The sequence below is a fragment of the Vulcanococcus sp. DEBay_Sum29NL08_54 genome, assembly GCF_017859255.1.
In the GTDB taxonomy this organism is placed as follows: Bacteria; Cyanobacteriota; Cyanobacteriia; order PCC-6307; family Cyanobiaceae; genus Vulcanococcus.
In genome coordinates this window covers 17,732-29,920 of the sequence record NZ_JAFMNJ010000019.1, presented here as the reverse complement: position 1 = coordinate 29,920, position 12,189 = coordinate 17,732, and the positions used below count along the sequence as shown (strand labels likewise).

Sequence of the window (12,189 nt, the reverse complement as noted above, 5' to 3'; positions counted from 1 at the left end):
TCGCGCCTGGCATTGGCCTGGGTCGCTAGCGCTGTCGTCAAGAGGTCTTGATCACGCGCGAGCTGGGTTTCCGCCTCAAGCACCTCCAGCTTGGTGGCCACACCCGCCTGGTAGCGGGCCCTGGCATCCCGCAGGCTGACCAGCGAGGCCTGGACGGAGGTCTGACCGATCCGGACGTTGTCGTCGCTGTACTGGAGCTGGAAGTAGGCCTGAGAGGCCTGCAGACGCAGGTCGCGCAGGGCGATCAGATAGGTGTTCTTCGCCTGCTCAAACGCATCACGGGCCGCACTGACCTGGGGAACCCGCTGGGGATTGATCAGATCCCAGTTGAAGCCGAGGTTGGCCGTCGCCGCCCAACGGTTGGTCTGGGTGTTGCCGCCTTCGGTGGTTGAACCGATGGAGTTCAGATAGTTGTATTGACGGCCGTAGGTCCAAGACGGGAACTGGTTGCCCGTCGTGAAATCAAAGCTGGGGTACCAAGCGGCAATCGTCGCCCGCAGGTTGCTCTGGGCTTGATCAACGCGGCTCGCGACCGCCTTGAGATTGGGGTTATTGACTTCCGCCAGGTTCTCCACGTCCTGGAGTGAGAGCGGGCGGAGCTCAACGATTTTGATTTGGTCGGTTTTATCCGGCAAAGCCAGAGTCGCCGGGGCCGCCAGTCGCTGAAGGGCTGGATCGAGCTTGGTGGCAGCCGGAGGAAGCACCGTCGGGTTGGACTTCGGGCGCTGGCCCTTGGTGCTGAACGCCGATGGCAAAGGCACCGGCGGGGGATCAATCAGCTCCAGCTTGGGGGCTGCCTGAGGAGCGGTTGCAGCCTCTTCAGCCGCTGCCGCGGCCAGCGGAGTGGCAAGGGACAGGGAGAAACCGGTGGCCGCAGCGATTGAGCGAAAAAAGCGGCCCACTCGAAATCCTTCGAAATAATTCTGCTGGAACTTTAATCAGCGGTTCGTTATTCGCCCAGGCAGGCGGCCACGATGTCGTCCGCCCCATGCACCAGGCGCACAGGGGACTTCAGTTGCGCCGCAACGGCCTCAAAGGGTTGGTCGTCTAAAAAGATCGGTTCACCCTGACGCAGCATTACAGCAGGCAACAGCAATTCATCACCCAGCTCCGCGCCCTCCAGACCCTCGAGCAGGTCTGAACCGGTGAGCAATCCCGTTACGACCTGATCCTGACCCCAGTAGGGACTGGGCAGGCCCTTCAGCAGCACCTCCAAGCCTTCGACCTGGTTCAGACGGTCCACCGCCGGCTGCAGGGCCTCCGCCACCAACTGCCCCACCACCCAACTCACCCGCCTGGGGGCCGCCAGGGCAGCCGGCAGATCGCTGGTGGCCTCATCCATCGCCTCCAGAAAAGAGCGAATACTCCCCACCCCATTCCCCTCTTGGGGCAGGTCCTCGTAGTCGGCCCGATCCGGCAGGGGATAGCCCGCCATCAGATACCACTCATCCGAGAGCCACGCGAAACGGCTACCGAAGCGCTCCCGGAATCCCTCCTGCAAGGCCTCCACCTGGGCGATCACCCGCTGGGCGCAGGACCGGTCCACCGGCACCAAGCCATCCCCATCGGGCCGATAACGGGTCAAGCCCACGGGGACCACGGCAGCAGAGAGCACCGCTGGCCACTCCCCACCGGCGAAATCCGAGAGATCCCTGAGGGTCTGCTCGAGAGCCTCGCCGTCGTTGCGGCCCGGGCAGACCACCACCTGGGCATGGATCTGCAGCTGCCGCTGCTGGAACCAAGCCAACTGCTCCAGCAGCAACGCCGCCCTGGGGTTCACCAGCAGCTGGGAGCGAAGCTCCGGGTTGGTGGCGTGCACCGAGACGAAGAGGGGCGAGAGGCGCTGCTGCTCGATCCGCTCCCAATCGGCAGCCGAGAGGTTCGTCAGGGTGAGGTAGGAGCCGTAGAGAAAGCTCAGCCGGTAGTCGTCATCTTTGACGTAAAGACTGCGGCGATGGCCCGGGGGCTGCTGGTCGATGAAGCAAAAGGGGCAGGCGTTGTTGCACTGCTTCAGGCCATCGAACAGCGCCTCGGTGAAGGCCAGGCCGAGGCCCTCATCGGCATCCTTCTCCAGCTCCACCCGATGCACGCTGCCATCGGGGTCCTGCACCTCCAGGCAGAGCTCTTCCTCTCCGACCAAAAACTGCAGGTCAATCAGATCCCTGGGGCGCACCCCGTTGATGCTCAGCAGGCGGTCACCCGGTTGGATCCCCAACTCATCGCCAATGGAGTCCGGCTCGACGCGATCCACCACCGCAGGAGCGGGAAGCCTGACCTCTCCATTTGTCTCGGCCAGGACCACCCCGGCCGAAGGCTCATTCCACACAGGCCGCTACTGCACACCTGCCTTCAGTCTGAGACGCAGCTGGATCAGGCGACGCTGCGGGCGGCCCAAAGAATCACCCCCAGACCAAAAAAGACGCGGTAGCCGACGAACCACCAGGTGCTGTGGTTCTGCAGAAAACGCAGCAACCAGGCAATCGCCAGCCAAGACACCACCGCCGAAGAGGCAATGCCCACCAGCAGCGGCAGGGCCCCGCCGGCCGCTGGCTGTGAAAACGCATCCTTGAGCTCCACCAAACCGGCCAGGCTGATGGCCGGAATCCCGAGCAAGAAGGAAAAGCGAGCGGCTTCAGAACGCTTCCAGCCGTCAAACAGCGCGGCCGTCAGGGTGCTGCCCGAACGGGAGACCCCCGGGATCAGAGCCAAGGTTTGGGCCAGGCCCACCAGCCAGCCGTCCCGTAGCTCGACATCGCCGAGAACGCGGCGACGGCTGCCCCAACGCTCCGCCAGCCCCAGCAGCAGGCCCATCACGATCGAGACGATCCCGATGGAGGTGAGGCTGCGCAGCGGGGACTGATCAAAGTCCGGAACAAAGAGCTTGATCCCCAGGCCCGCCACCAGGATCGGCAGGGTGCCCCAAAGAATCGCCTGCCCCAAGCGCGCCTCAGGGGTCTCCCAGCGCTGAGCACGCCAGGCCTGCCAGGAGGCCTGGATCACCTGCTTGAGGTCCTCGCGGAAGAAGCCAATCACCGCAGCGATGCTTCCCAGCTGGATCACCGCGGTCACCGCCACGCCGGGATCACCCCAGCCGAGCAGGACCGGCACCACCTTCAGGTGCGCCGTGCTGCTGATGGGCAAGAACTCCGTCAGGCCCTGCACCACACCGAGAACCAAAAAACGCCAACAGGCCTCCAAGACCCCCAGCGACTCAGTGGGGGGAAGGGTGGTCACGGCAGGGCAGCAAGGATCAGGCCAGACCCTATGCGCGGGGGGAGGCCTTGAGAAGCCGCGCACCCTTTAAGGTTGGATACCTTTCGTTACAGGCGTTGTGCTCGGGGTGCAGCCCAGCCTCACCACAGGGACGCTGACCCAGGCAACGCCAAGCCGTGGCTCCGAGGCAAAAGGCTGGGGGCTTTGGCTGTCGGGCTGCCTACTGGTGGCCCTGCCGGTCTTCCTTCAGGCCCCCTGGGTGCGCCTGGCACCCTTTTCTGCGGCGCTCTTCACGGCCCCCTTGCTGTTCCTGGGGATCGCCCTGTCGGAGCACCCCAACCAACGGTTGAGCAGCACCGGCAGCTTGCTGGTGGGCTTCAGCGGCAGCTGGCTTGGGGGGTGCCTGTTTTGGGGCTGGTGCCGCCTGCATCCCCTCTGGCATCTACCCATTGAGGCCTTCGCACTGCCCCTGGCCCTCGGGGGGCTCGGCACCCGCTGGCGCCTCGCGGCCAGCTTCTACCTGGCCTCCTTGGTGGGAACCGCAGCCACAGACGGTGTGATGGCCGTGACCGGTGTGATGCGCCATTGGACCGAAGTGCTCAACGCACCCATCGATCAGGCCACCGCCCTGCTGCATCAGGCGGCCCTTGGGGTGCTGGAGCCCATGCCCCTGGGGGTCACCCTGCTGGCGGGCGTGGTGCTGTTGAACCTCTGCCGCCGTTATTGGCACCATCCCGATGGCGCCTGGAGAGTCGCCGCGGCCGCCATGGCGACAACCCTTGCGGTGGATGGACTTTTCCTCGCTGCAGCCCTCTGGTCACCCCACTGGAGTGGGCTGATCTGAAGAACTGCAAAAGCCTCAACGCAAGGGCACAGCCGCGAGGACCGCTGCTTGTAGGTTTGCAGGGCTGGCTGCCTAGCAGCCCTCTCCCTGTGGTTCCCGTTCAGACGGAGTTATCAATGAAACGGCTGGTTTCGTGGCTCATGAGTGGAGTGCTGATGGCCGGCCTGCTCCTCAGCCTGATCATCGCCCCCGCCGCTCAGGCCGACTCGCTGCGCAACGTCGCAGACGACAAGATTTCAGAGCGCGGCGACAAGATCGACCTGAACAACTGCTCGGTCCGTCGCTTCCAAGCCTTCCCTGGGATGTACCCCACCCTGGCCGGCAAGATCGTGCTGGGTGGCCCCTACAACAGTGTTGACGACCTGTTCAGCCTCGACCTGACCGATCGCCAGAAGGAACTGGTGGAGAAGTACAAGGGCAACTTCACCGTCACCCCGGCGTCCATCGCCCTCAACGAAGGCTTCGATCGGATCAACGACGGCCAATACCGTTGATTGCCTGAGCGTTTCAAGCGCTCAGCTGAGGTCTAGATTCCGCAGCCGGTGACCGCCGTCGGGCCATCCCGACGGCTTTTTTGTTGCCTCAGTAGTCCTGGCCTGATGCCGTCCATTCCCTCCAATTGGGACGTAATCGTGGTGGGCGGGGGTGCCGCAGGCCTGATGGCCACCCTCGAATTACCGGAGGGTCTCAGCGTCCTGCTGCTGAGCAAAGATCGCGCCCCCCGCTCGGCGAGTCGCTGGGCCCAGGGGGGCATTGCTGCGGTCACGCGACCTGAGGACAGCTTCGCGAGCCATCTGCAGGACACCCTCAAGGCGGGCGGGGATCTCTGCGATCGGCCCGCGGTCGAGTTACTCGTGCGCGAGGCGCCGGCCTGCGTCGAGCGGCTCCTGGAGCTGGGCATGGACTTCGACCGCCATGAAGGCGGACTGAGCACCACCCTGGAGGCCGCCCACAGCCACCGGCGGGTCCTGCATGCCCAGGACCGCACCGGTGGAGCACTGGTGGATGCCCTGGAGCGCAAGGTGCTGCAGCGGCCGGGCCTGCAGCGGATCCAAGGGGGTCTTGCGCTCCAGCTTTGGATCAGCGACGGCCACTGCCGCGGCCTGCAAGTGCTGGTGGACGGCACGGTGCAGTGGCTCCAATCCCGGGCGGTGGTGCTGGCCACCGGCGGGGCGGCGCACCTCTTCGCCAACACCACCAACCCCAAACAGGCCAGCGGCGACGGCATTGCCATGGCCTGGCGGGCCGGCGCGGCGGTCCGCGATCTCGAGTTTGTTCAGTTCCACCCGACGGCCTTGATGCTGCCGGGGGCCCCCCACTTCCTGATCTCAGAGGCGGTGCGCGGCGAGGGCGCGCGACTGGTCGACGACCAAGGGGAGAGCCCCGTCAGTCAGCTCAGCGGCGGAGATCTCGCGCCGCGGGATGCCGTCAGCCGGGCCCTGGTCCAGCGGATGCGGGAGCGGCAGACCCCTCACCTCTGGCTCGACCTGCGGCCCGTCGGGACCAGCAAGCTGGAGCGGCAGTTCCCGACGATCCTGGGGCGCTGCCGCGAGTTGGGCCTCGAACCCACCGAGGCCCCCATCCCCGTCGCGCCCGCAGCGCACTACTGCATGGGGGGCCTGCGCACCGATGCGCGCTCAGCCACCACCATCCCTGGCCTCTATGCCGTTGGGGAAGTCGCCAGCAGCGGCGTCCATGGCGCCAACCGCCTGGCCAGCAATTCCCTGATGGAATGCCTGGTCTACGCCAGGCAACTGCGGGACATCGAGCTGTCCCCAGCCCCATCCGCCAGGCCAGAGCCCTTGCCTGGCAAGGCCATGACGGACCTTCCGCCCATCAGCCTCGAGGCAATCGAGCTGCAGACCGAGGAGCTGCGACGCCTCTGCTGGCGGCGGGCCGGTGTGGAGCGCAACGGACACGAACTGCTCGCGGGCTACCGGGCCTGCCAGCAGCTGGAGGGCGCGCTCAGCGGGCAACCCCTCCTGCAGGCCGTCCAAACACTGGGGCACGACCAAGCTCTGCAGCTGTCTCAAGAGCAGGTCCGTTGGCTGGCCAAGGCCCATGACCTCAAGCAGCGGGCCACCGTGGCGGCCCTGCTGATGGAGTCAGCCCTCTTCAGAACCGAAAGTCGCGGCGGTCACTTCCGCGTCGACGCCCCAGCCAGGCAGCCCTTCTGGCGGCGCCACAGCGTGCAGCGAAAGGGGCTCAGCATCAGCACTGAGGCCCTGGCGGACTAACGCTTACTGAAGGGGCGGTCCGTTGTAGCCGCTGGCCTCGGCCAATTTGGCCAGGGGCTTAGCACCGGAATCGAGCTGGCCATTGATCTCCCAGGTGGGATAGCCCTCGATCTTCTTGGCCTCGCACAGCTCGCGCTGGCTATTGCGGCCATCGGGAGCGCACTCGATCACCGTCAGCTTTTCGGCGGCCTGGCGACCAAAGAGCTCCTTCTGCTCATGGCAGTGGGGGCACCAGTAGGCGGTGTAAACCTTCGCGCCACTGGCGGTCAGATGTTCCGCCAAGGCGATTTGTGCCGGCCCGCTTTCACTGCGCACCGGAGGGGAGACACCTGGAGCGGAATCCACCACCGGACGCCCCACGGAGGCCGCCCAACCCAAACCAATGACGCCCACCAACAGGGCCGTAATGACGCCGCTGAAGATCAGCTGGCCGCGGTCCTCCCAATCACCACCAATCAGGCTGAGGACAAACAGCGCTGAACTCAGACCGGCCGAGAGGATGCAGAAGGGGCAGCAATCGCGGATGCCAAAGGCCATCACCCCCAGCAACACCGCGCTGAACACCGCCATGCCGGTGCTCAGAAGAAACAACCCCCACCAGCTGCGCTGGCCCAGGCTCACCCGCAACTCCCCTTGCAGCACGAGGGGAACGACGGCCATCAACAGGACCGCGCCGTAGCCCAGCAGTCCAAAGAGGGCCAGGGGCTGTCCAAACAGCGAACCCCAAGCACTGGAGAGCACCTTCTCGCAGCCATTGCAGCCAAACAGGCCGGTCGAGCTGCAGCTGAGATTGCCGATCAAGCCCCACTTGCTCAGGGTGATCGAGCCGGTGTCAATCACACCGATGGTGGCCAGAACGGCCATCACGACCCGCACCCAACGCTTGCCGCCATCGCCGCGCCGGCGCTGGCTTCCAAGACGTTCACTCAGGCGCGATGAACTCACGGCGCAGGACTCCTGACGTTGGAGGAATTGTGGCAGGGATCCTGATCAGTAGGGTTAGGGATTGGCCAGCGAGCGGCCGACCTTCTTGAGCTCCTCCATGACCGATAGCGCCCGACCAAATACTGGAAAAACGGTGGCGTTCGCGCATCTCGGCTGCGAGAAGAACCGCGTCGACACCGAGCACATGCTCGGCCTGCTGGCGGAGGCCGGCTACGGGGTCAGCGCCGATGAAGCCGACGCCAACGTCGTGGTCGTCAACACCTGCAGCTTCATTCAGGACGCCCGGGAAGAGTCCGTTCGCACCCTGGTGGAACTGGCCGAGCAGGGCAAGGAGTTGATCATTGCCGGCTGCCTCGCCCAGCACTTCCAAGAGGAACTGCTCGAGAGCCTGCCGGAAGCCAAGGCCATCGTTGGCACCGGCGACTACCAACACATCGTCAGCGTGCTCGAGCGGGTCGAAGCCGGCGAGCGGGTGAATCAGGTCAGCGCCAACCCGACCTTCGTGGGCGACGAGAACCTGCCCCGCTACCGGACCACCAGCGAGGCGGTGGCCTACCTGAAGGTGGCCGAGGGCTGCGACTACCGCTGCGCCTTCTGCATCATTCCCCACCTGCGCGGCGACCAACGCTCCCGCACGATCGAGAGCATCGTTGCCGAGGCGCGCCAACTGGCAGCCCAGGGCGTGCAGGAGTTGGTCCTGATCAGCCAGATCACGACGAATTACGGCCTTGATCTCGCCGGCAAGCCCCAGTTAGCCGAGCTGCTGCGCGCCCTCGGCGAGGTGGAGATTCCCTGGATCCGCGTGCACTACGCCTACCCCACGGGGCTCACCCCTGAGGTGCTGGCGGCCTACCGGGACGTCCCCAACGTCCTGCCCTATCTGGATCTACCGCTGCAGCACAGCCACCCGGATGTCCTGCGGGCGATGAATCGCCCCTGGCAGGCCGATGTCACCAACGGTGTGCTCGCGCGCATTCGCGAGCAACTCCCCGACGCCGTGCTGCGCACCACCTTCATCGTCGGCTACCCGGGCGAAACCGAAGAGCAGTTCCAGCACCTCCTGGATTTCGTGGCCGAGCAACGCTTCGACCATGTGGGGGTCTTCACCTTCTCGCCCGAGGAGGGAACCCCCGCGGCCGAGCTGCCCAACCAGGTGCCCGCGGAGATCGCCGCTGAGCGCAAGGACCGCCTGATGGCACTGCAACAGCCCATCGCCGCCGAGCGCAACGCCGCTTGGGTGGGGCGGATCGTGGATGTCCTGATCGAACAGGAGAACCCCAGCAGCGGCGAAATGATTGGTCGCTGCGCCCGCTTTGCCCCCGAAGTCGATGGCGAAGTGCGGGTGATGCCCGGTGAAGGCGGGCTCTGCGCTGCCCCCGGAACGATGGTCCCGGTGCGCATCACCGCCGCGGACACCTACGACCTGATTGGTGAGGTGGTGGGAGCCAAGGCCATGGTCCAAGACGCCCTCTCGATGCAGCGGGCTCAGTCTTGATTCAACAGGGACTGAAGCGTCTGCAAGGACGCCTCACGCGGCATCAACGCACCACGTTTTTACTGGCCTCAGGGATCAGCACCGCCGGCTCCTTTGCCGGGCTGACCGCCAAAGGCTGGTTGCTGATGGAGGGTGCCGGCAACCCGTTTCTGTTGGCGCTCAACTTCGCCGTCCTGACCCTGCCGACCCTGGTGATCAGCGGCCCGGCCGGGGTACTCACCGATCGACTCGGCAGTGAGCGGGTCCTGATCCGCGCCCAATGGGCCCTGCTCGCCGCAGCGGTGCTCGGTGCCATCGCCATTCCCTTAACGGTGGGGCCCAAGCAGGACCTGCTGCTTCTGCTCAGCACCCTGGGCATTGGAATTGCGAGCACCTACGAGCTGACGGCCCGCAACAAATACGTCGCCCTGCTGGTGGACGAGCCCGAACAACTCGGTCCCTACCTCGCCAGCTTCTCGGTGATCTTCAACGTCGGCAAATTGGTCGGACCGCCCCTGGGGGGACTGCTGCTGGCGGCCACCGGACCCACCCTGGCCCTCAGCCTGGATGCGGCCACCTATCTCTTTCCGATCCTCACCCTGCTCTGGCTGATGGCACCCCATCGCGAGCGGGAACGCCGCAGTCAGGGCGGCCAAGCGGCCAACCTGCTCACGGCCTGGCGCGAGTGCGGCGCCAGCCTGCGCCACGTCCTCAGCTTCACCGCCGCGGCCTGCCTAGTGGGCTTCTTCCACCCTGGGCTGGCGCCACTGATGGCCCTTGAGCTCCTGGGACCAAGCCCAATGGCCCTGGGTCTGTTCACCAGCGTTCTGGCCTGCGGCAGCATCTGCGGCGGGGTCCTGCTCCAGCGCAACGCCGCTGCAATCAGCGCGCGCCCGGGTTGGCTACTGGGTAGCACCACCCTGCTGACGGCACTGGCCCAACTGGGGCTAGCGCAGCAAGGGGCACTCGCCTGGGGCTTGGCCATGGCCTTCCTGATCGGAGCCGGCACCGCAAGCCTTCTGGCGGGGACCAATCTGATCATCCAAGTGCATGCTCCCCAGGTGCTCCGGGGACGAATGGCAGGCCTTGGTCAGATTGCCTTTCTGGGGGGTGGAGGACTCAGTGGTCTGGCGGCAGCGCTTCTCACGGAAACGCTGCCTGGAGGCCTCTGGAGCTGCCTGGCCGTGCTTGGCAGCCTTGGGGCTGCCCTTGGGGTCTGGGAGCTCCTGCGGAACCGCAGGATGCGGCTCAGACCAGCTTGATGCCGCGCAGCACGAAGGAGATGGCTGCAGCCGCCACCAAACCACCGCCGACCAGTGCGAGATAGATCACGGGGCCCATGGTTCGGTGCGTTCAACTGTGCGCTATTAGAGCAGAAACCAGCCCGCCCCCTGGTCACTCGGCCTAGGCTGATCGCCAACTCATCGGATGTCCCCTAGGGGGCAGCCGTTCCACGCATCTCACTGGAGACCACCGAACGGCATGAACACTCTGTTCATCTACCCCGAGTTTCCCAAGACCTTTTGGAGCTACGAGAAAATTCTCGAGCTCGTGAACCGCAAGGTTCTGCTGCCACCCCTGGGGATGGTGACGGTGGCGGCGCTGCTGCCCCAGCACTGGCCCATGAAGCTGGTGGACCGCAACGTTGAAGAGGTCAGCGAGGCCGACTGGGACTGGGCTGAGCTGGTGGTCATCTCCGGGATGATCGTGCAGAAGGCCGACATGGCCGCGCAGATCGCCAAGGCCAAAGAGCGGGGTCTGCCTGTCGCCGTCGGCGGCCCCTTCGCGAGCTCCACCCCTGACGCGCCGGAACTGGGCCTGGCGGATTTCAAGGTGCTCGATGAGGGTGAAATCACCCTGCCGATGTTCATCGAGGCGATCGAGAAGGGTGAAGCCGGCGGACGCTTCAGTGCCAACGGCGAAAAGCCGGACGTCACGAGCACACCGGTGCCGCGCTTTGACCTACTGAAGCTCGACGCCTACGACTCGATGAGCGTGCAGTTCTCCAGGGGCTGCCCGTTCCAGTGCGAGTTCTGCGACATCATCGTTCTCTATGGCCGTAAGCCCAGGACCAAGACCCCTGAGCAGCTGATCGCCGAACTCCAGTCCCTCTACGACCTGGGCTGGCGGCGCTCGATCTTCCTGGTGGATGACAACTTCATCGGCAACAAGCGCAACGCCAAGTTGCTGCTCCCGGCCCTGAAGCAATGGCAGATCGAGCGGGGCTACCCCTTCAGCTTTGCCACCGAAGCCTCCGTTGACCTGGCGGCGGATGAAGAGCTGATGCAGATGATGGCCGAGTGCCGCTTCGACTCGGTCTTCCTTGGCATTGAGACCCCCGATGAGGCCAGCCTCTCGGTGGCCGGCAAACACCAAAACACCCGCAGCTCCCTCGAGGAAGCCGTCGACCGGATCAATTCCTATGGCCTGCGGGTCATGGCCGGATTCATCATCGGTTTCGACGGCGAGAAGACCGGAGCCGGCGATCGGATCGTTGAGTTCGTGACCCGTACCGGCATTCCCGCGGCAATGATGGGGATGCTTCAGGCCCTACCCAATACCGGGCTCTGGCACCGGCTGGAGAAGGAAGGCCGGCTGATCCAAGAGAAGGCCGACGCCAAGGGGGTCAACCAGACCAACCTGCTGAATTTCGTGCCCACCCGGCCGATTCGCGACATCGCCAACGAGTACGTCGACGCCTTCTGTCGCCTCTATGAGCCCCACGCCTACATCGACCGGGTCAAGCACTACTACCTGAAGATGGGCAAGCCGCGCTGGCAGGAATTCGTGCCCGCCACCTTTGGCAAAGCCACCCTGCCCGCCTGGACCGATGTGCGCGCCCTGTTGATCGTGCTCTGGCGTCAGGGCGTGAAGCGCAACACTCGCCTGCGCTTCTGGCGGTCCCTGCTGGAGGTCGCCCAGAAGAACCCTGCGGTGCTCGAGCAGTTCCTGGTGGTGCTCGCCCACAACGAACACTTCATGGAGTACCGCGCGGTGGTCACCCAGGAGATCCAAGAGCAGTTGGCCGCCCTGCCGCCAGAGCCCCCCAACAGCCCTTCGACGCCAACGCGGGAACTGCAGCCGGCCTAGTCCTGGATGTAGGTGTCGCCGCTCTCGAGAGCCTGCTCCGCCTTCTGCAATTCACGGCCCAGATAAAGGGCGTGATCCAGGCAACTCAAGGGATGGGGACCCTCCCCTTCCGTCAGCGCCATGCCCAACTCCTTGGCGCTGCGGCCGCGATAGACCGCCACGGCAGCGCGGGGACCCGCGCCTTTGCAGCTGATCACCTCACCGGTGTCGGGATCGGTGGCTAGCCCGCGATCATCAATCGCATTGCTGTAGTGCTCCGCGATCAACTCGCCCGCCTCGCGGTCGATCTTGATCAGGAAATAACCGGCGGGATCCAGGGCGATGAAGCGCTGGGAGAGCCCCTCATCGAGGCTGCGGCGCTGCTCTAGCGAAAACGGGCTCATGGG

At 65.2% G+C, this 12,189-nt stretch carries 12 protein-coding genes; 6 read left to right on the top strand and 6 right to left on the bottom strand.

What is annotated here, in order from left to right; all coding sequences use genetic code 11:
- The 3 genes from QZ186_RS07820 to QZ186_RS07810 form a co-directional block, all read right to left on the bottom strand.
- A partial coding sequence (locus QZ186_RS07820; protein WP_296416359.1) for a TolC family protein occupies positions 1-902 on the bottom strand: 902 nt, incomplete at its 3' end.
- A 47-nt stretch (positions 903-949) separates the two neighbouring features.
- On the bottom strand, positions 950-2,326 hold the full coding sequence (locus QZ186_RS07815; protein WP_296416358.1) for a TIGR03279 family radical SAM protein: 1,377 nt from the start codon (positions 2,324-2,326) through the stop codon (positions 950-952).
- A gap of 44 nt (positions 2,327-2,370) precedes the next feature.
- Positions 2,371-3,234 (bottom strand): undecaprenyl-diphosphate phosphatase, encoded by an 864-nt coding sequence (locus QZ186_RS07810; RefSeq protein ID WP_296416357.1) that lies wholly within the window; start codon positions 3,232-3,234, stop codon positions 2,371-2,373.
- Positions 3,235-3,331: 97 nt separating this feature from the next.
- Here QZ186_RS07810 and QZ186_RS07805 point away from each other — a divergent pair, with 97 nt between their 5' ends.
- The 3 genes from QZ186_RS07805 (at position 3,332) to nadB (ending at position 6,294) form a co-directional block, all read left to right on the top strand.
- The gene (locus QZ186_RS07805; RefSeq protein ID WP_296416356.1) at positions 3,332-4,057 is read left to right on the top strand and encodes a DUF3120 domain-containing protein; all 726 of its coding nucleotides are present in this window, start codon (positions 3,332-3,334) and stop codon (positions 4,055-4,057) included.
- Positions 4,058-4,173: 116 nt separating this feature from the next.
- On the top strand, positions 4,174-4,551 hold the full coding sequence (gene psbU / locus QZ186_RS07800) for a photosystem II complex extrinsic protein PsbU (protein WP_010313181.1): 378 nt from the start codon (positions 4,174-4,176) through the stop codon (positions 4,549-4,551).
- A gap of 105 nt (positions 4,552-4,656) precedes the next feature.
- Positions 4,657-6,294, top strand: coding sequence for an L-aspartate oxidase (nadB, locus tag QZ186_RS07795; protein WP_296416355.1), 1,638 nt, complete (start codon positions 4,657-4,659; stop codon positions 6,292-6,294).
- 3 nt (positions 6,295-6,297) lie between these two features.
- On the opposite strand, the gene QZ186_RS07790 is transcribed toward nadB, so the two are convergent.
- Positions 6,298-7,239 (bottom strand): vitamin K epoxide reductase family protein, encoded by a 942-nt coding sequence (locus QZ186_RS07790; RefSeq protein ID WP_247476970.1) that lies wholly within the window; start codon positions 7,237-7,239, stop codon positions 6,298-6,300.
- 97 nt (positions 7,240-7,336) lie between these two features.
- On the opposite strand from QZ186_RS07790, the gene rimO reads away from it, so the two are divergent.
- Positions 7,337-8,734, top strand: a complete 1,398-nt coding sequence (gene rimO, locus QZ186_RS07785) for a 30S ribosomal protein S12 methylthiotransferase RimO (RefSeq protein ID WP_296416354.1) — start codon at positions 7,337-7,339, stop codon at positions 8,732-8,734.
- Positions 8,731-9,975: an MFS transporter gene (locus QZ186_RS07780; protein ID WP_296416353.1), complete on the top strand. Its 1,245-nt coding sequence runs from the start codon at positions 8,731-8,733 to the stop codon at positions 9,973-9,975. Before rimO ends, QZ186_RS07780 begins: the two co-directional genes overlap by 4 nt.
- On the opposite strand, the gene QZ186_RS07775 is transcribed toward QZ186_RS07780, so the two are convergent.
- The gene (locus QZ186_RS07775) at positions 9,962-10,054 is read right to left on the bottom strand and encodes a hypothetical protein (RefSeq protein WP_010313192.1); all 93 of its coding nucleotides are present in this window, start codon (positions 10,052-10,054) and stop codon (positions 9,962-9,964) included. The genes QZ186_RS07780 and QZ186_RS07775 overlap by 14 nt on opposite strands.
- 141 nt (positions 10,055-10,195) lie before the next feature.
- Between QZ186_RS07775 and QZ186_RS07770 the strand changes: the two genes are divergently transcribed.
- On the top strand, positions 10,196-11,803 hold the full coding sequence (locus QZ186_RS07770; RefSeq protein WP_296416352.1) for a B12-binding domain-containing radical SAM protein: 1,608 nt from the start codon (positions 10,196-10,198) through the stop codon (positions 11,801-11,803).
- On the opposite strand, the gene QZ186_RS07765 is transcribed toward QZ186_RS07770, so the two are convergent.
- Positions 11,800-12,186 carry a DUF4346 domain-containing protein gene (locus QZ186_RS07765; protein WP_296416351.1) on the bottom strand — a complete coding sequence of 129 codons (387 nt, stop codon included), beginning with the start codon at positions 12,184-12,186 and terminating at the stop codon, positions 11,800-11,802. The two genes, QZ186_RS07770 and QZ186_RS07765, sit on opposite strands and share 4 nt — an antisense overlap.
- Between the last annotated feature and the right edge of the window lie 3 nt (positions 12,187-12,189).